Consider the following 17,177-nt stretch of genomic DNA (forward strand, 5'->3'; position numbering starts at 1 on the left):
CATAGGGGAAAGCAAGACGTGTGATGAAGGGCATGGAGCTTGCGAGTCGATATTACGGGACGTTCGGTCCCGCGCTCGTGTCCGGGCTCCCGTACTCCGTCGAGTCCCAGCTTGCCTTCGGCCTCGTCGGTCCCGGATCGGAATGCCTGGGCTTCGACGACGAGCTCTCCCGTGACCACGACTTTGGGCCGGGGTTCTGCGTCTGGGTTCCGCGTGACCTCTATGCGAGCCTGGGTGACGAACTCTCGCGGCGCTACGCATCCCTTCCGAGGGAGTTCATGGGCGAGAGGCGCGTGGACACCGCCCTTGCGGGCCAGCGCGTGGGCGTGTTCGAGACGGAGTCCTTCTATCGGACGTTCACAGGCCTGGAGCGGGAGCCGCAGGGGGTCGCGGAGTGGCTGAGGATCCCCGAGCAGCTCCTCGCCATCGTCACGGGCGGAGAGGTCTTCAGGGACCCGAGCGGTCGTTTCTCGCATATCCGTCATGTCTACCAGGGGTTCTATCCCGAGGAGGTCATCCGCAAGAAGCTGGCTGCAAACATGGCGGTCATGGCGCAGTCCGGCCAGTACAACCTCGGACGTTGCCTGCGCCGCCAGGACCTCGTGGCCGCAGGCTGCGCCCGCACGGAGTTCCTGTGTGCGGCCATGGCCTCGCTGCACCTGCTCGCGCGCACCTACATGCCGTTCTACAAGTGGTCCTTCCGCTCGCTGTCCGAACGCGCGCACGTGGGCGGACCCATCTGTGCGCTGGTGCGCAGGATCGCCTCCGCTCCCGTGGCAGAGGTCTCGCAGGCCGACGTCGAGCTCCTCTCCGGCGTCATCCTACGCTGCGTCCTCGCGCTCGGCTGGGCGACGGGGGGCTCGGACTTCCTGCTCGATGCGGCCACGTCGGTGTGGCAGGGCATCCCCAACGACTACCTTCGCGACAGGCCACTGAACGAGGGGGCTTATTCCAATGGCATGTGAGAGATGCGACAACGCCGCCCGCAGCTCTTACGGGCGCCGGCTCGAGCGACGCGCGGATGCGGAGCGGCTCCTCTCCCGGCCCGCCGTCGTGCGGGTGATGGGGGACCGAGGGCTCGATGGCGCCCTGCAGAGGGACCTCTGCCGCGTCGTGTCGCTTGAGTGGGAGCAGTTCGGCATGGTGAGGGGCATGGACGGCCGCGCGGGATGCCAGGACGACCCCAGGCGTTTCCTCGCCTATCGCTGTGCGCAGTACCTGGCCTTCCCGCACCAGATGATCCCACGGGTCCTGGCGGAGCTGGAGCGGGCGGAGCTCGAGGGCAGGAACCTCGTGGAGGAGAAGTACGCGCGCATGATGGCCGTGACGGATCCGGACGCCTACAGGGAGAGCTGCGCCCAAAGGATCCCGGAGGCATCGCCCGTGAAGCGGGCTGCCCTTGCCCAGCTGCGCGACCTCCTCCTGCCTGCGCTTGCGGATGCGGCGAGGGACCTTCCGGAATCGCATCTGCATGCCAGGCCCGACGTCTCCTCTGCCGGTCGGGTGTCCTCCATGGACTATTTTCTTGCGGAGGTCGAGGGCTATTCGTTGGGTTCGATATTCGCCCTGCGTGACGCACTGGCTCACCAGCTAGGGCACGAGAACCCGATCGAGTCGAGCTGGGAGCTTGCGGTTGGGCTTCTGGGGGCAATGGGGAAAGGGGCGTGAGCGGGATGGAGCGAGACGATCGCTGTGACCTCTACCAGATTGGCGAGGTCAGCAAGATGGGTGGCCTCTCACAGCGCACGCTGAGGCATTATGACGAGCTTGGTCTCATGGAGCCGGACGTGGTGGGCGACAACGGCTACCGCTACTACAGCCTGCAGACCATGCTCAAGATGCCCGTCATAAACTACCTGAAGATGATGGGCTTCTCGCTCGAGGAGATAGCGTCGATGCTGCAGCACTCAAGCCTCACGGAGGCGAAGAGGCTGCTCTCGAAGCACCTGGCCTCATGCGACAAGGAGGCCCGCCTGCTTGCGGAGAGGCGCGAGTCGATCGTGGAATGGGTCGAGCTGGTGGACGAGGCGAACATGGTCCTGAGGCTGCGGCCCACCACCGTGAGTATCAGGTACCTGCCGAGTCGCGAGCTGCTGTGCCTCAGGGGGCGGTTCTCGGGCAACTTTGCCGAGTCCATCGTGAGCCTGGACTTCGCCTCGTACGTCCAGGGGCTCGACAACGCGATCTGTGGACCGGTCATCCTGGGCTTCGACACGGTCGAGGATGCCATGCTCTCTGCCTCGGGGGGCAGGGAGTGCGACATGAGGATGCTCCAGAAGCCCATCCGCCCCATAGAGCCCCAGAACAACTGGGTCCAGCCCGAGGGCATGTACCTCTCCACCTACCACGTGGGAGCCTTCGAGAACATGGGTGATGCCTACCAGCGCCTGCTCGGCTTTGCCCGCGAAAACGGCTACAAGGTCGTGGGGCCGGCCATAGAGCGCTTTGTCTCGGACTTCTGGACGACGTATAACCCCGATCTCTTCGTGGTCGAGATCCTGCTGCTAACAGAAACGGAGTAACGATGAGCGAGTTCTGTCTCAAGGCGAGGCTCTTCTTCGGAGCCCAGGCCGTGGAGCACCTGCAGTCCCTTTCCTGCTCGAACGTCCTCGTGATCACTGACGGCTTCCTTCAGGAGTCCGGAATGGTGAGCAAGATGACGCAGCACCTGCCCGCCCGGGCACATGTGAGCGTGTATTCCAACATCAAGCCCGACCCCAGCCAGGAGCTGGTCGACGCGGGCGTCGAGATGATATGCGACGCCAGGCCGGACCTCGTGATCGCGTTCGGAGGGGGGTCGTGCATCGATGCCACCAAGGCGATCCTGTACTTCGCGGGCGAGAGGGGCATGGAGCGTCCCTACTTCCTGGCCATCCCCACCACGGCAGGGACGGGGTCCGAGGTCACCAACTTCGCGGTCATCACCCGCGGGAACACCAAGGTCGCCCTGATCGACGACGTCCTCGTCCCCGACGGCGCCCTGCTCGACGCGAGCTTCACGCGTTCCGTCCCACCCAAGATCACCGCCGATACCGGTCTGGACGTCCTCACCCATGCGCTCGAGGCGTACGTGAGCAACAATGCCTCGACCTTCACCGATGCCCTCGCCGTCAAGGCCCTGCGCATCGTGTTCGAGGACCTGCCGGTTGTCTTCAGGGACGGCGACGCCATGAGGGCGCGCGGACGCATGGCAGAGGCGTCCTGCGTTGCCGGCATTGCCTTCACCAATGCCGGCCTGGGTATAAACCATAGCCTCGCCCATGCCCTGGGTGGGCGCTTCCACGTTGCCCACGGACGCCTGAACGCCGTCCTCCTGCCCTATGTCATGCGCTTCCACATGGCCGAAGCAAAGTATCGCGGCCCCTACGAGAGGCTGGCGCACGAGCTTGGCATGGACGGTGCCGATGAGCTCCTCCGGCGAGTGATCGACCTGCGCCACGAGCTGGACATCGAGGAGCGGCTTGCGGATCTCGGGAGCATCGAGGCAGGGAGCTTCGAGGAGCACGTGGGGGAGATGGCCGAGGCCGCGATCCATGACCGCTGCACCCCCACCAACCCGCGTCCAGTGTCGAAGCAGGACCTCGTCAACCTCTATCGCGACGCCTACAGCGGCTAGTCGGCGCGCCGTCCCCGCAGGCGTGCCTCGGGGTTACGCAAGCGCACGGCCAAGGTGGCCGCCCCTCTCGTCGCATGAGCGCCCATGGCGCCCCTGGCGATGAAGGATGGCCGTCCGTCGGGCGAGGTCTTGACACTGACAGGACGTAATCATCTAGAAAGGGCAGTGTGGGTGAGGCCGCCGGCCGTTCGGAGGTTGTGAGAGTGGATAGCGGACAAGAGCAGATACGCGTCGTCCAAGAGACCGTCTCGGGCAAGGAGATCACCCTTGCCCACGTGATCGGTGGCCCCGAGCCGGTCATCTACACCAAGCTCGGCCTCGATCCCTCGGTGGACTACGGATCGAGCGCGCTTGGGATCATGAACATCACGCCTCCCGAGTCCGCCGTGATCGCGTCGGACATCGCCATCAAGAGCGCTGACGTGTACCTCGGCTTTGCAGACCGCTTCACCGGGACCATGATCATCAGCGGGGAGATCGCGGACGTCACGACAGCCATCACTCAGGTGGTGGAGTTCTTCCGTGACACGCTGGGATACGTCAGCTGCAAGGTCACGAAGCGCTAGGGGCGCATGGTGGTGGAGAGGGTCACGAGGGAGCAGCTCTTCGAACAGGTCTTTCGCGGGGATTTGCCCTGCGGTGCGAATGGCGAGATGCGCATCACGAGGGTGCGCGTCCCGGGTCGCGAAGTGGATCTCGCGCACGTGATGGGCGTCTCGAGACGCCGGGTGTGCGAGATGCTGGGACTCGACATCGGCGTGCACGAGGGCGAGGATCACACGGGCGAGGCCCTGGGCCTCATGCGGTTCACGCCGTGGGAGGCCGTGGTCGTGGCTGCCGACATGGCGGTCAAGTGCGGTTCCATCGAGATCGGCTTCATGGACCGGTTCAATGGGTCCCTCATCCTGACCGGCGGCATCGCGGAGGTAGAGAGTGCGGAGCAGGAGGTTCTCGACTACTTCGGCAACGTGCTCGGATTCCACGTGTGCCAGATGACGCGCAGGTAGGAGGGGAGATGAAGCGACTTTTCCTGATGGGTCGCAGCGAGGCTGGCAAGACCTCCCTGACCCAGGCCCTGCGCGGCGAGAAGCTGCACTACCACAAGACGCAGTACACCTACGCTGACGGAGACGCCATCGACACGCCGGGCGAGTACTCGGAGTCCAAGCAGGTGGGCGTGGGGCTGGTGTGCTTCTCGTTTGAGTCGGACGTCGTTGCGATCCTCGTCGCCGCCAACGAGCCGTTCTGCGTCTTCGCACCAAACTGCAACGCGTTTCTCAACCGTCCGCTGATCGGGATCATTACTAAGATAAACGCGCCCAATGCGAACGTGCCCATGGCGCGCCAATGGCTGCAGAACTGCTGCTGCGAGCGTATCTTCCTGGTAGACAACAGTACGGGCGAGGGAATCTCCGAGCTTCGGGACTACCTTGCGGAGGACGTGCCCACGATATCGCTAGAAGAGGCCAAGGCGCGCCAACGCGTGGGACGTCGTGACTGGGCGTGACAGAATCCTGGATGTAACAAAATCGACAGGTATGTGTGCTTTGGAGACGTGGCACGGGAAGGCATCCGCATGCGTCGTGCACTTAAAAGAAATTGATGTGGTCCCCGACCAGCACATATACGTTTCTTTTCTATTTGGTGGAAGACCTGCGACCATCGGACTGCCACGAAGTGCCCAAAAAGCTCCCCGTAGGGGGGGGTTCGGTGCAGTCCGAACCACACATAACCCCCAAAAATGTTGCATCGGGCTCCCAGGTGCGGGACCACGAGCGAAATCGAACCCCCTGACAGGTGGGAAACCCTCCGCTCGACAGGCGAGGGCGCCCATCGGGAGAGGTCCCGATGGGCGCCCAGGGTCTTGGCGCCATTTGCTTGCGTGCCGATCCGACGTGCCGCTGGTGCTAACTGGTGCCGACTTCTGCCCCTAGACTAGCCAAAGTAGCGCTTGAGCAGGCCAGCGAAGGCCTTGCCGTGACGGGCCTCGTCGCGGGCCATCTCGTGGACGGTGTCGTGGATGGCATCGAGGTTTGCGGCCTTGGCGCGCTTGGCCAGGTCGAACTTGCCAGCGGTGGCACCGTTTTCGGCCTCGACGCGCAGCTCGAGGTTCTTCTTGGTGGAGTCGGTCACGACCTCGCCGAGAAGTTCGGCAAAGCGGGATGCGTGATCGGCCTCCTCGAAGGCGGCCTGACGATAGTACATGCCTACCTCGGGGTAGCCCTCGCGCATGGCGACACGAGACATGGCCAGGTACATGCCCACCTCAGAGCACTCGCCGTTGAAGTTGGCGCGCAGGTCCTCGATGATGTCCTCGGAGACGCCCTCGGCCTTGCCCACGCCCACGACGTGCTCGGCGGCCCAGCTCAGCTCACCCTCCTGCTTGGTGAAGCGCTCGCCTGCGCATCCGCAGGTGGGACATTTGTAGTCGGCGGGCAGCTCGTCGCCGTCGAACTCCTCGACGTAGCCACAAACGGGACAGACAAACTTCATGGCACTTCCTCCCTCTTGTCCGGGTGGGGATGCCACCCGGACCCCTCTCCATTCCCTTTCCTGATGTCACTGGTTAGCTTCCCTGGCATCTGCTTCCCCTCCGGAGAGATCCCTTGGAGAGCTAATTAGTAACGATTACTATTATGTAGACGATGCTAGTGCTGTCAAGCAATAATTGCGATAATCTTAGTAACAGAGTGTAAGCACAGGGGAACTTGGCTTGCGACAGGCTTGCGACAGGCAAGCGACAGGCAACGATGCAAGGGATGGCGACGAATGGCAGACAGGAGAAACACGCGACAGCGTCAGCTGGTGCTGGACGCCGTGCGGTCCCGGTGCGACCATCCTACGGCTGATCAGGTCTACCAGGTGGTACGTGCGCAGGACTGTCATGTGAGCCGCGCGACCGTCTATCGCAACCTGCATCTCCTCGCAGACGCCGGTGACATCCTCTCGATCAAGGTCCCCGGAGGCGAGCGCTTCGACCTTCGGGCTGACGCTCACCCCCATATCATCTGCTCCAGCTGTGGCAGGGTGGCAGACGTCCCCTTCGAGAGGGGCGGCGCATACGAAGACACTTTGGACGAGCGTGCCTCGTTGGTCACATCGTGGCAGGTCAGCACTCACTCGCTCGTCTTCACGGGGCTCTGCCCCCACTGCGTCGCCGAGATGCGGCGTCAGCAGCTGTCCCAGCCACAGGCACGCCAGCCACAGCTGTCCCGGCGATAGGCATGCCAGCTGCAGGGATACGGCCGCAGGCATGGTGACTGCCGGCACTCTCGGCCATGGGCGTGGTTCAGTGACCGGGCGTCCAGAGCCAGGCGTGCAGCGCCGGGCGTGCAGGCGTCACGGGCGTTACGGCGTCGTGTTCCTCTCGGCAGCGAGGGCTTCGCGCAGGCGCCCGTAGTGGAGAAAGATGCCCGCCTCGTCGAGCGAGGCGATTTCGTCCCAGGTGGCAATCCTGAAGTCCGTGGCCTCGCTCGTCCGCAGGCGGATGTCGGCAGGTGCGAGATCGAGCGTGAAGTGGTAGACGTCCACGAAGTAGTTGTCCCCATGCGCAAGGTCAACGTTGCGGTAGCTGTAGACAGGGGGCCGTGCCTGGGCCTGCGCGGCCACGTCGAGGCCAACCTCCTCGCGTACCTCGCGTGCGACGGCCTGGGCAGACGACTCGCCCGCCACAGCTCCACCACCGGTGACCTCCCACCACCCGGCCGCCCACCCCTTGTCCGGCGTCCGCCGTGTGATCAGGACGCGACCATGGGCGTCCTCGATGAGGGCGAGGACATAGAGCATGAACTGTCCCTCGCGCAGGAAGCTGCCCTTGCGGGGGACGACCTCTCCCGTGGGCCTGCGTTGCTCGTCGTAGATATCGATCAGCTCTGCCATGCATGCTCCGTGCCGTGATGCGTGCCCGATGCGGGCTCGGCGCTTCGCGCTATGCCTCGATGAGGTAGGCGTTTACGATCTCGCCGAAGTACATGATGTGCTCGTCCTTGTTCGAGCCGGTCGCGCGACCGTCGACGTCCTGCGGGTAGTAGCTGGCCTGGATCTCGGGCGGGTAGAGCGCAAGCTCCTGTTCCTGGCGGTAGACGACCTTGCACTCCAGCGTCAGCGGAAGCTCTGCGATGCCGGGAACGGACACCACATCGGAGTCCACGAGCGTGAGGCCTGCCAGTGCGACCTTGTCGACCTCGTCCCCACGCATGCTTCCACAGATGCCCAGGGCCTTGCGCGCAGCCTCGCGCGTGCGTGCGGCCCGGTTCTCCCCGCTGGCACCCGCGGCCGCGCCTGCATCCGCGATCGCAGGCACGTTGATGGTGAACTCGGGGTTCTCGTCCAGCAGCGTGACGGTCGAGCGGTGCTTGCGCACGTAGGCGACAAAGACGGGCCGTCCCCAGTTGGTGCCCAGCGTGCCCCACGCGATGGTCATGGAGTTGACCTTCTCGCCGGCCTTCGAGGTGAGCAGGACCCCCTTGGGAATGGCCTTGACGATCTCGTCGGCGTAGTCGCTGATGTCGTCGATGTGGCGCTTGCCTGCCATGATGGTGCCCCTTTCGTGTGACGTGCGCGCCGCGCCTGCCGACCCTTTCCCGCAGACGCCTCGGGAACGTGGTCATGTGCCAGATGGCATAGGCGTAGACGAGGTTGCTGAACAGCTCGATGGATGCGGCGTGCCTCTCCCTCGACTGCATGCGACCTTTTCTGCGATTGGTGACATTGTCAACCCAAACCTTGGTTCGGAGTCAAGCGTCGCGAAAAAACAGGCTTATGGCAGCGAGACGGGCGTGGGTGGATGCAAACATCGAGCCGGGACGCTCCTTCGCGGATGACATGGGGGCCTGTGCTGTGTTTATACGATATTGCATATTTTAATAATTAACATAATTTGAGAAAATTGAATACAATGTGAGGAGAATAGAGGGGAACGTCTATGACCGGGAGGAGCTGCATGTTCTCGAACCCCTTCACGCCCATCTTCGGAGGCCGACCGGACTTCTTCTTCGGTCGCAAGGCCGTCCTCACACGCTTTGACGCCGCGATGGTTGACCAGGGCAGCGAGGATCGTGTGCTCTTCGTCACGGGGAACAGGGGGTGCGGAAAGACCGCCCTTCTCGAACAGATCTCGATGCGAGCCCAGGCAAGCGGGCGCAAGGTGGTGGACCTTGGTGCCGAGCATACCGTCGAGCTGCTCATGCGTCATCTGGTGCGTGATGACGAGCTGACTCGTGGCATCAATCCCGCGGCGAGCGTCAGTCTCATGGGCGCCGGCGTCTCGCTCAGCGGTGTGTCGTCCAGCAAGACGACGCACCTTGGCGTGCAGGACTTGGGGCTGGTCTTCCTCGAGGCATGCGCAGGGCAGAAGAAAGGCGTCCTGGTCACCATCGATGAGGTGCAGAAGGTCTCCCTCGAGGACATGTCTGCGATCTGCGGCGCGTTCCAGATGGCGTCACGCAAGGGCTACGACGTCATGCTCGTCGTGGCCGGGCTGCCCTACTCCTTCGACCGCGTGATTCAGTACGAGGGGTGCACCTACATGAGGAGGTGCTCTCACGAGGAGCTGGGACTGCTCAGCCACGACGAGGTCGCGGAGGCGTTTGACGAGTCCGTTGGCCTCATCGACGGTATCTCGATGGATGGCGAGGCAAGGGGGCTCCTGGTTGACGCGAGCATGGGGCACCCCTACATCGTGCAGCTCCTTGGGTACTACCTCGTCTCGGACATCAATGGCCGCAACCCGCCAAGCAGCCATCGCGTCGTTGCCGATGACGTGAGGCGTGCCGTCCCCATGGCGTTGGGCACCTATGAGCGCCGCGCGCTCAAGCCGCTTGTCGAAGAGCTGGCGCCTAGCGAGCGGGACTACCTCAGGGGCATGACACACGCCATGGGCGATGGCAACATCGCCTCGACGTCCGAGGTCGCCAAGTCGGCCGGACGCAGCCAGAGCCAGCTCAGCCGCGCGCGCGAGAGCCTTATCCGCTCGGGCACCATACTGGCCCCCGCGCGCGGAAAGGTGATGTTCAACGTGCCGTATCTGCGCGGGTACATCCTGCGGGAACCCTATGCGGACCCCGATGTCTCGCGAGCCCTGGAGTGGAACGTCTAGAGTCGAGGTGCGTTGTGGTGCTATAAGGCCACAGAGAGGAGCGCCGCCATGCCTATAGCCGTCCCCATCCGTGACCTCAAGAACACCGCAGCCTTCGCCCGTCTGGTCGATGAGTCACCTGAGCCGATAACCGTCACGAAGAATGGCTACGACAAGTTCGTCGCGATGCGCAGCCAGGACTACATGTCCCTTCAGGAGGAGGTTGCCGAGGCTCGGCTCGTTCGCATCGTGACGGAGGGGGACCGGTCCTATGGGGCGGGTGACTATGCGGACGGTGGGCGGTTCCTGTCTGACTTGAGGGAGCGCTATGGCCTTTGATGCAGGATTACGCATGCTGCGCATGAGTGTCTCTGAAGGCCTTGCCCATGACCCCTTTGCCCATGACCCCTTCACGATGCGTTCACCCATTACGCAGGCGTGCGGTAATGCAGTAAGTAACCTGTAGTAAACTCACTGTGTCATGACGGCGGACCCGAGGGGTCGTCGCTCGCCACTCCGGCGACCTGTCCGATGGGCAGTCTCCATGGGCGAGTCGGCTTCCATCGGGCCCATGCAGACGAGGGGAGCGGGGCGATGAGGCTTGCAGAGGCAGGCGCCGGTGACAGCGTGAGGGTCATCAAGATAGGTGGTGGGATGCGGCAGGTCTGCCGTTTCGCCTCCGTTGGCATCATTCCCGGCAGCGTCGTGCGAGTCGTCCGCAACGACCCGCATCGCCCCCTACTTGCCTTCAACCGGGACACGCTTCTGGCGCTTGGCAAGGACGAGTGCGGAGACATCCAGGTGGGGGAGGTGAGCGCATGACGGGGTCAACGCTCTCGCTTGCCCTGCTCGGGCAGCCGAACTCGGGCAAGTCCACCCTCTTTAACAGGCTGACGGGATCGCACCAGCATGTGGGCAACTGGCCAGGGAAGACCGTGGAGCAAAAGACGGGCAGCTTTACGCGCAATGGCACGCGCTACGAGGTCTGCGACCTTCCCGGAAGCTACAGCCTGTCCGCCCAGTCGCAGGAGGAGCGCGTCACGCAGGACTACATAGAGTCCGGTGGGGTAGACGTCATCGTGGTCATGGCCGATGCGTCGCAGCTTTCGCGAAGCCTCTACATGCTGGCCGACGTCGCTGGTATCGAGGTCCCCTGCGTGCTCGTGCTCAACATGATGGACGTGGCCCGCAGTCAGGGAAAGAGCATCGATGTGCCCCTGCTGGAGAGCCGTCTGGGGGTCCCCGTCGTGCCACTGGTCGCAAATGGCAAGGAGGGGTACGACCAACTGACGGATGCGATCGACAGCGCCGCCCAAAGGCGGTCGCTGCTCGACGAGTCGTCCATGGGCGACCTATACCGCCGGCACTCGCCCGAGTGGGTGCGCTCATTCGAGGGTAACGCAGGTGCGCCTGGCAATGCGCCCTCCTCCGGCGCGGGCGGCGCTCGGGGCTTTGGCTCCATGTGGCTCGCGGCGCGCGATGCCTCGGCGAGCGAGGCGGGGGCCGTGTCCTGCGCCGAGGCCCGCTTCGCCTGGGTGGACCGGATGCTCGAGGGCGTGCAGGTCGCGGATCACGGCCCCACGCATCGGCTGGCAAGGCTCGACGGGGCGCTCCTCTCGCGCCGCTGGGGCAAGCTCGTGTCAACGGGCATCATCCTCCTGGGGCTCATAGCTGCGATGCTGGTCGCGTCTCCCGTCATGATGGCAGGGATGGGCGTGGTGGGCTCGCTCGAGATGCCCATCTATGACGGGTTGTCGCAGGTAGGCACCAGCGAGTTTCTGGCTGCCTACGTCTCGCAGGGCCTCGTCACCGCAGTGGGGTACTCCCTTGCCATGGCGGGATTCTGCTTCGGCGCAACCTTCGTCTTTGGGCTCTTGGAGGAGACGGGCGTCGTCGCGCGCATCAGCTATGCCTTTGACGACTGGATGAGCGCCCTCGGCCTGCAGGGCAAGGTCATCATGCCGTTCATGATGAGCCTCGGCTGCACCATGGCGGGCGTCACGGGTACGCGCGTGGTGGACTCCTGGGGCCAGCGTCTCCTGGCCACGATGCTCAGCTGGGCCGTGCCCTGCGGGGCGACCTTTGCGATCATCCCCACCATCGCCATCGTGTTCTTTGGACCTGGGGGCATGGCCCTTGTCATCCTGGGCATCTTTGCCGTAATGACGCTGGTCATGTTCGTGATATCGCGGCTCTTTGGCAGGCGTCTCAACCCCGAGGACGAACGCTCGGGCCTGGTCATGGAGCTGCCTCCCTATCACAGGCCCAAGTTCCTTGCGCTTCTCTCCACGTCCGCACGGCACGGCGTGGGGGTCTTCAGACGTGCGCTCGCCATCGTGATCGTCTCGTCCACCCTGTTCTGGGTGCTCTCATGGTCGCCCTCGGGTGGGGTCGAAGGCTCGATGCTCTATGCCATGGGGCATGCCATCGAGCCGGTCACGCGCGTGTTCGGCATGGGATGGAAGACCTTCGTCGCCTTCCTGGCGTCGATGTTCGCCAAGGAGGCCTCGCTGGGTGTGCTCTCCGCCCTCTGCCAGGCCGATGCCTCGCAGGGCCTCTACGCGGCCGCGTCCGCTGCCAAGTCGACCGGTGCCGCCAGCACCGCTGGCCTTGCGGCGGGCATCCCACCGGCGGAGGCATTGGCCTACATGTTTGCGGTGACCTTCAACGTCCCCTGCGCCATGGCCCTCTCCACGACGTATTCCGAGACGCACTCGGGCAAGTGGACGGCCATCATCGGCCTGACCTACTTCGTGCTCGCGCTGCTGATAGCGTTCGTGGTCTATCATGTGGCCGTGCTGTTCATGTAGGCGGCGATACGACTTTCTGTAAGTGGTGGCGCGACGCCCCCGTCTGACGGGCCGTGTGACGGGGGCGTCGCGGGCCGTGTCGCGATTCGCTGGGGTCGAGCTGGCCGACAGCCCCCAGCTCAGACTCGACGGAGAGTAGGCTACCAGGGAGGAAGGCGCCATGCGCATGTTCGTTGCCCTCGAACTCCCCGATGGCCTCAAGGCCGAGATCGCGGACCTGTCACGAACCCTCTCCCGCGGCTGCGGGGGACGCTTCGTGGATCACGAGGGCTATCACCTGACGCTGGCCTTCTTGGGTGTGATCGACGAGATGGGGGTGGCATTGGCTGCCGATGCGCTTGACGAGGCCTGCATCGGGATGGCGCCCGTGCGCCTCGTCCCCAATGGCCTCGGCAAGTTTGGCAGTTCGCGAGACGCAACGCTCTGGCTGGGGTTTGCCCCCGAACCAGAGCTGGTGGGGCTTTTCGGGCGCGTGCGCGACGGCTTGCGCGTCCGAGGGCTCCCTTTCGACGAGAAGCCCTTCAGTCCGCACGTCACCCTTGCACGACACGCCTGTCTGTCCGAAGGAACCTTGTCGGTCACCTCTCTTCCGGCCGAGACGGATGCCGCATGCGTCACGCTCTTCAGAAGCACGCTCAGCCCCGACGGCCCCATCTACACACCCCTTCATACGGTTGGGTGGGAGTGACCCGTCGGTTCAATGCCATCCGCCCGCATGTAGCTGCGGGATCGGCAGGTGTTAACGTGTGAGCCACTCGCGGATGCCGAACACCGACCCGCCCAGCAAGGGATTGCTTGATGGAGCGAAGGAGAAGGAAGCATTGAGACTGTCAAAGCGAAAGGGGCACAACCTTTTGGTCAGAGAGCTTTGCGACAGCGATCTCCCCGCGTTGCTCAAACTCTGCCTCGGGAACCCGCAGTATTACGCCTATCTCGGTGAGGGGCCGACCATCGAGTCGCTTGCCGCGGAGATGGGCGAGCTGCCGCCCGGATGCGCGCCGGATCGAAAGTCCTGCCTCGGCTTCTTCGATGTTGAGGGGGCGCTCATTGCCGTGCTCGACCTCGTGCGCGGCTATCCTGTCGAGAGATGTGCGTTCATCGGGTTCTTCATGGTCGACGCCTCCAGGCAGGGGGTGGGTCTCGGCAGTCGGCTCATCACTCGGCTCCTCGAGCGCCTCCACAGCGAGGGCTTCGTCCGCGTACGCCTTGCCTACGTCGAGGGCAACGAGCAGTCCCGTCGCTTTTGGGAGAGGTGCGGGTTCACGGTCGCCGGCATCCCCACGGAGCAAGGGGCTTTCGCTGTCGTGCCCATGGAGCGCGCGCTGCCGTAGCAGGCATCTCCTCGGATCAGGATATGCCTGGGAGGTACGAGGTGCATCGCCTGGCACTTTAGGTGCGGACGCGCGCTGCCCATGTCCCGCATCGCCGGCGTCAACAACCCATTGGCACTCGACAGCTAGTCCTTCCTGTTGACCCAGGTGCCGATGATGCCGCAGGCAACGCCACCAATGGGCCAGGGTGCCCAGAACCAGTAGACCTTGGTCACAAAGAGCAGTGGCAGCGCGATGATGGTTGCACCAAGCATAACGAGCGCGCAGGATGTTCCGGTTGCCTTGCTCTTCTGGCGCTCCCTCACCATGCGTCGGCGCTCGCCCTCGTCCAGATCCTCCATGGCAGACTCGAACTCCTTCTGGCTGAGCGAGCAGAGCGCCTCGGTGTTGTACTTCTCGATGTTGGTCATATCCCATAGGGCGCCTGCGTGTACGATGACGCCCACGCCTATGGCTATGAGGATCATCATCAGGCTCATGACCAGCGATTCCTGCCACGATCCGTTGTCAAATGAATCGCCCAGCACCATCGCCACAATCGCACCCAATAGGACGTTGCTGATGCCCGCCGCAAGCTCCCTGGCGCGCAGCCTCTCGTTCTTGCCGCGTTCCTTGGCAGAGTAGAAGTCGATGACGTAGGGATGCTCGCGCCTGAACGCGTTGTGGCCCGTTGTCGTTGGGATGAGGAGTGCTAGGCCTGCGGCCACGAAGATAAGGACCCCAACGCCGATGGCGATGCTGCTTGCCTCGTCGTTTGTCGACGCCGCCATTGCCTGCATGAGCGCTCCCACGAGCATGCCCGCGCCGCTTCCGCCCACGAACAGACCTACGCTCACGGCCAGGCGCAGTGCGTGGCTGCGGCAGTGCTCCTCGTAGCCTATGCTGTCGCCGGCCTCCTGCGGCATGGCACGCTTCGGCTCGCCTGCACGCGTGGTGAGGTCCCCTTGCACCAGGTCATCGATCGTGCAGTCGAAGACCTGGCAGATCTTGAGCAGCTTGTCCATCTCGGGGTAGGCACGCTCCGACTCCCACTTGGTGACGGACTGGCGGCTCACGCCCACCATCATGGCAAGCTGCTCCTGGGTCATGCCCCGCGTCGCGCGGAGGTGCTGGAGGTTGTCACGAAAGCTCATGGTAACGTCCCTTCTCTTCTCGATGGCCTTGATCGTAGCGTCTCCATCTTGTTGCCTGCATCTCGCATCTGGCTACCATCGTGCGGTTGCCGAGGGGCCCCAAGCCACCAACCTACGGTTTCTTTCACCGAGAGGAGCGTGCAACCAGTGGTTGCCACGCATTCTTCCATGCTCGGCATGGGCGTCTTTCGACCGTTCCCCATATATCTCGTCCCCGAGGTGCTCGAGCTTATGGGCTCGCCCGAAAGCGGCATGTCAGGGTTTGCGGCGCATGGGCCCGTAAGGTCGGTGCCAGGTCCGATTGCCGAAAACGCGCTGGTCCTTTCGCTTCGACTCCCATTTGCCTTGAGGAAGTCAGGCGCGTCGGAGTGCTCTGCGGCATCCCAAGCCTTGCGCCCTAGTGGTGGCGTTGGCGCTATGGCCAGTGTTCATCGGGGATTGGCCGCGGCCGAATCCGACATGGATGAGCATGGCACGGCCGAATCCGACATGGTCATACAGATTGCGAAGGCGTTCATTCAGACTGCCGCAAATAGATTAATTTTTTGATTCACAATAGTTCCCTTGCCATCCAAGCTCGGAAGGGCTGTGGACGTGTAGCGAGCTTTTGTGAGTGGCCGTGGTGGCGCGGCTCACAATAGCTTCCCTGTCATCCACCCAGCCTATGAAAATGGACGGCAGGGGAACTATTGTGAGTGATAGCATGCAGCCCGCTCACAGAAATTCCTCTCCCGTCCACGAGGACTCCGAATTTGGACGGCTGGGTAGGTAGTGTGAAAAGCCCGTCCGTCGGCCCACCCGAGTCCGTCCGAAACGATGCCCGCCCATCGGTCCGTCGGCCCGCCCGAGTCCGTCCGAAACGAAGAGAAGCTCGCTTGCGTTCGGCGCGCGCTCGAGATGTATGTGTCCCGCCAGGCCCCGGCGCACCCAGGCCGCCCCCGGAGCGCCCGCTGGCCCTTGGTGACTCCGGGCGTCCCCCAGCATGCCTGTCGCCCTCTTGCCGCCCCCTGACGTAGCCGCCTGCGCCCTAGTGGTGGAACAGCCTCATCCCCGTGAAGCACATGGCCATGCCGTACTTGTCGGCCGTTGCGATGACGTTGTCGTCGCGGATGGAGCCGCCGGGTTCTGCGATGTAGCTCACACCGCTCTTGTGGGCGCGCTCGACGTTGTCGCCAAACGGGAAGAACGCGTCAGAACCCAGGGTCACGCCCGCCTGCGTGGCAAGCCATGCGGCCTTCTCCTCGCGCGTCAGAACCTCGGGCCTCTCGGCGAACCACTTCTGCCATTCACCGTCGCGCAGCACGTCGTCATGCTCGTCGCCGATGTAGACGTCGATGGCGTTGTCACGGTTGGCTCGGCGGATGCCCTCGACGAAGCGCAGGCCCAGCACCTTGGGATGCTGCCGCAGATACCAGGTGTCGGCCTTGTCGCCGGCAAGGCGGGTGCAGTGCACGCGACTCTGCTGGCCAGCGCCCACGCCGATGGCCTGGCCATCCTTGACGTAGCATACGGAGTTCGACTGCGTGTACTTGAGCGTTATGAGGCTCACGAGCATGTCGCGCTGGGCGGGTTCGGGAATCTCCCTGTTGGCAGTGACCACATTGGCAAGCAGTGCGCGGTCGATCTTGAAGAAGTTGTGCCCCTGCTCGAAGCTGATGCCGAAGACATCCTTCGTCTCGACGGGGGCGCACCGGTAGTCGGGGTCGATCTGGACCACGTTGTAGCGACCGCCCTTCTTGGCACGCAGGATCTCCAGGGCCTCATCGGTATAGCCGGGGGCGATGATGCCGTCGGAGACCTCGTGCTTGAGATAGCGTGCCGTACGGGCGTCGCAGGGGTCCGAGAGGGCCGCCCAGTCACCGTAGGAGCTCATGCGGTCGGCACCACGGGCGCGGATGTAGGCGCACGCGATGGGGGAGAGCTCGCCCTCGTCGTCCACGAAGCAGATCCGGCGGTCGACGTCGGAGAGGGGCAGGCCCACGGCGGCCCCGGCCGGCGAGACGTGCTTGAAGCTCGCTGCGGCGGGCAGTCCCGTTGCCCCCCTGAGCTCGCGCACCAGCTGCCAGGAGTTGAGGGCGTCCAGGAAGTTGATGTAGCCCGGCGTGCCCGAGAGCACGGTCACGGGCAGGTCGGAACCGTCCTTCATGTAGATGCGCGACGGCCTTTGGTTGGGGTTGCAGCCGTACTTGAGCTCGAGCTCGTTCACGGTGA

19 protein-coding genes are annotated in these 17,177 nt (G+C 63.9%); 14 read left to right on the plus strand and 5 right to left on the minus strand.

The window, feature by feature from the left end:
• Positions 1–23: 23 nt before the first annotated feature.
• From OLSU_RS01590 to OLSU_RS01620, 7 genes are all read left to right on the plus strand, one after another.
• Complete coding sequence (locus tag OLSU_RS01590; protein WP_013251194.1) at positions 24–965, plus strand: DUF4037 domain-containing protein; 942 nt, start codon at positions 24–26, stop codon at positions 963–965.
• Positions 955–1,668 (plus strand): DUF4125 family protein, encoded by a 714-nt coding sequence (locus OLSU_RS08995; RefSeq protein WP_013251195.1) that lies wholly within the window; start codon positions 955–957, stop codon positions 1,666–1,668. Before OLSU_RS01590 ends, OLSU_RS08995 begins: the two co-directional genes overlap by 11 nt.
• A gap of 5 nt (positions 1,669–1,673) precedes the next feature.
• A complete protein-coding gene (locus OLSU_RS01600; RefSeq protein ID WP_036575029.1) occupies positions 1,674–2,522 on the plus strand; it encodes a MerR family transcriptional regulator in 849 nt (282 codons plus the stop codon).
• Positions 2,523–2,524: 2 nt separating this feature from the next.
• Positions 2,525–3,616, plus strand: a complete 1,092-nt coding sequence (locus tag OLSU_RS01605) for a 1-propanol dehydrogenase PduQ (RefSeq protein ID WP_013251197.1) — start codon at positions 2,525–2,527, stop codon at positions 3,614–3,616.
• A gap of 203 nt (positions 3,617–3,819) precedes the next feature.
• Positions 3,820–4,182, plus strand: coding sequence for a BMC domain-containing protein (locus OLSU_RS01610; protein ID WP_013251198.1), 363 nt, complete (start codon positions 3,820–3,822; stop codon positions 4,180–4,182).
• Between the two features lie 6 nt (positions 4,183–4,188).
• On the plus strand, positions 4,189–4,623 hold the full coding sequence (locus OLSU_RS01615) for a BMC domain-containing protein (RefSeq protein WP_013251199.1): 435 nt from the start codon (positions 4,189–4,191) through the stop codon (positions 4,621–4,623).
• Positions 4,624–4,631: 8 nt separating this feature from the next.
• A complete protein-coding gene (locus OLSU_RS01620) occupies positions 4,632–5,123 on the plus strand; it encodes a EutP/PduV family microcompartment system protein (protein ID WP_013251200.1) in 492 nt (163 codons plus the stop codon).
• A 428-nt stretch (positions 5,124–5,551) separates the two neighbouring features.
• Here the strand turns inward: OLSU_RS01620 and OLSU_RS01625 are convergent, their stop codons facing one another.
• Complete coding sequence (locus tag OLSU_RS01625; RefSeq protein ID WP_013251201.1) at positions 5,552–6,109, minus strand: ferritin family protein; 558 nt, start codon at positions 6,107–6,109, stop codon at positions 5,552–5,554.
• Positions 6,110–6,385: 276 nt separating this feature from the next.
• On the opposite strand from OLSU_RS01625, the gene OLSU_RS09000 reads away from it, so the two are divergent.
• The gene (locus tag OLSU_RS09000) at positions 6,386–6,838 is read left to right on the plus strand and encodes a Fur family transcriptional regulator (RefSeq protein WP_013251202.1); all 453 of its coding nucleotides are present in this window, start codon (positions 6,386–6,388) and stop codon (positions 6,836–6,838) included.
• Between the two features lie 126 nt (positions 6,839–6,964).
• Here OLSU_RS09000 and OLSU_RS01635 read toward each other — a convergent pair whose 3' ends face one another.
• Entirely contained in the window at positions 6,965–7,495 is a 531-nt protein-coding gene (locus tag OLSU_RS01635; protein WP_013251203.1) for an NUDIX hydrolase, read from the minus strand.
• Between the two features lie 49 nt (positions 7,496–7,544).
• The gene (locus OLSU_RS01640; protein ID WP_013251204.1) at positions 7,545–8,150 is read right to left on the minus strand and encodes a flavin reductase family protein; all 606 of its coding nucleotides are present in this window, start codon (positions 8,148–8,150) and stop codon (positions 7,545–7,547) included.
• 408 nt (positions 8,151–8,558) lie between these two features.
• Here OLSU_RS01640 and OLSU_RS01645 point away from each other — a divergent pair, with 408 nt between their 5' ends.
• From OLSU_RS01645 to OLSU_RS01670, 6 genes are all read left to right on the plus strand, one after another.
• Positions 8,559–9,713 carry an ATP-binding protein gene (locus tag OLSU_RS01645; protein ID WP_013251205.1) on the plus strand — a complete coding sequence of 385 codons (1,155 nt, stop codon included), beginning with the start codon at positions 8,559–8,561 and terminating at the stop codon, positions 9,711–9,713.
• Between the two features lie 48 nt (positions 9,714–9,761).
• Positions 9,762–10,031 carry a type II toxin-antitoxin system Phd/YefM family antitoxin gene (locus tag OLSU_RS01650; protein WP_013251206.1) on the plus strand — a complete coding sequence of 90 codons (270 nt, stop codon included), beginning with the start codon at positions 9,762–9,764 and terminating at the stop codon, positions 10,029–10,031.
• Between the two features lie 255 nt (positions 10,032–10,286).
• Positions 10,287–10,514, plus strand: coding sequence for a FeoA family protein (locus OLSU_RS01655; protein ID WP_013251208.1), 228 nt, complete (start codon positions 10,287–10,289; stop codon positions 10,512–10,514).
• Positions 10,511–12,502, plus strand: coding sequence for a ferrous iron transport protein B (feoB, locus tag OLSU_RS01660; protein ID WP_013251209.1), 1,992 nt, complete (start codon positions 10,511–10,513; stop codon positions 12,500–12,502). The genes OLSU_RS01655 and feoB overlap by 4 nt, the downstream gene beginning before the upstream one ends.
• Before the next feature lie 160 nt (positions 12,503–12,662).
• A complete protein-coding gene (gene thpR / locus OLSU_RS01665) occupies positions 12,663–13,190 on the plus strand; it encodes an RNA 2',3'-cyclic phosphodiesterase (RefSeq protein WP_013251210.1) in 528 nt (175 codons plus the stop codon).
• A gap of 166 nt (positions 13,191–13,356) precedes the next feature.
• A complete protein-coding gene (locus tag OLSU_RS01670) occupies positions 13,357–13,833 on the plus strand; it encodes a GNAT family N-acetyltransferase (protein ID WP_049765133.1) in 477 nt (158 codons plus the stop codon).
• A 125-nt stretch (positions 13,834–13,958) separates the two neighbouring features.
• Here OLSU_RS01670 and OLSU_RS01675 read toward each other — a convergent pair whose 3' ends face one another.
• Both OLSU_RS01675 and OLSU_RS01685 read right to left on the minus strand, forming a co-directional pair.
• Entirely contained in the window at positions 13,959–14,966 is a 1,008-nt protein-coding gene (locus OLSU_RS01675; RefSeq protein ID WP_013251212.1) for a helix-turn-helix transcriptional regulator, read from the minus strand.
• Between the two features lie 1,027 nt (positions 14,967–15,993).
• Entirely contained in the window at positions 15,994–17,172 is a 1,179-nt protein-coding gene (locus tag OLSU_RS01685) for a phosphoribosylaminoimidazolecarboxamide formyltransferase (protein ID WP_013251214.1), read from the minus strand.
• Positions 17,173–17,177: the final 5 nt, after the last annotated feature.

It is taken from the genome of Olsenella uli DSM 7084 (assembly GCF_000143845.1).
In the GTDB taxonomy this organism is placed as follows: domain Bacteria; phylum Actinomycetota; class Coriobacteriia; order Coriobacteriales; family Atopobiaceae; genus Olsenella; species Olsenella uli.

Coding starts and splice junctions, on each gene's coding strand:
- OLSU_RS01590 (WP_013251194.1), top strand. CDS start 24: ATGAAGGGCATGGAGCTTGCGAGTCGATATTACGGGACGTTCGGTCCC.
- OLSU_RS08995 (WP_013251195.1), top strand. CDS start 955: ATGGCATGTGAGAGATGCGACAACGCCGCCCGCAGCTCTTACGGGCGC.
- OLSU_RS01600 (WP_036575029.1), top strand. CDS start 1,674: ATGGAGCGAGACGATCGCTGTGACCTCTACCAGATTGGCGAGGTCAGC.
- OLSU_RS01605 (WP_013251197.1), top strand. CDS start 2,525: ATGAGCGAGTTCTGTCTCAAGGCGAGGCTCTTCTTCGGAGCCCAGGCC.
- OLSU_RS01615 (WP_013251199.1), top strand. CDS start 4,189: ATGGTGGTGGAGAGGGTCACGAGGGAGCAGCTCTTCGAACAGGTCTTT.
- OLSU_RS01620 (WP_013251200.1), top strand. CDS start 4,632: ATGAAGCGACTTTTCCTGATGGGTCGCAGCGAGGCTGGCAAGACCTCC.
- OLSU_RS01625 (WP_013251201.1), bottom strand. CDS start 6,109: ATGAAGTTTGTCTGTCCCGTTTGTGGCTACGTCGAGGAGTTCGACGGC.
- OLSU_RS09000 (WP_013251202.1), top strand. CDS start 6,386: ATGGCAGACAGGAGAAACACGCGACAGCGTCAGCTGGTGCTGGACGCC.
- OLSU_RS01635 (WP_013251203.1), bottom strand. CDS start 7,495: ATGGCAGAGCTGATCGATATCTACGACGAGCAACGCAGGCCCACGGGA.
- OLSU_RS01640 (WP_013251204.1), bottom strand. CDS start 8,150: ATGGCAGGCAAGCGCCACATCGACGACATCAGCGACTACGCCGACGAG.
- OLSU_RS01645 (WP_013251205.1), top strand. CDS start 8,559: ATGTTCTCGAACCCCTTCACGCCCATCTTCGGAGGCCGACCGGACTTC.
- OLSU_RS01650 (WP_013251206.1), top strand. CDS start 9,762: ATGCCTATAGCCGTCCCCATCCGTGACCTCAAGAACACCGCAGCCTTC.
- OLSU_RS01655 (WP_013251208.1), top strand. CDS start 10,287: ATGAGGCTTGCAGAGGCAGGCGCCGGTGACAGCGTGAGGGTCATCAAG.
- feoB (WP_013251209.1), top strand. CDS start 10,511: ATGACGGGGTCAACGCTCTCGCTTGCCCTGCTCGGGCAGCCGAACTCG.
- thpR (WP_013251210.1), top strand. CDS start 12,663: ATGCGCATGTTCGTTGCCCTCGAACTCCCCGATGGCCTCAAGGCCGAG.
- OLSU_RS01675 (WP_013251212.1), bottom strand. CDS start 14,966: ATGAGCTTTCGTGACAACCTCCAGCACCTCCGCGCGACGCGGGGCATG.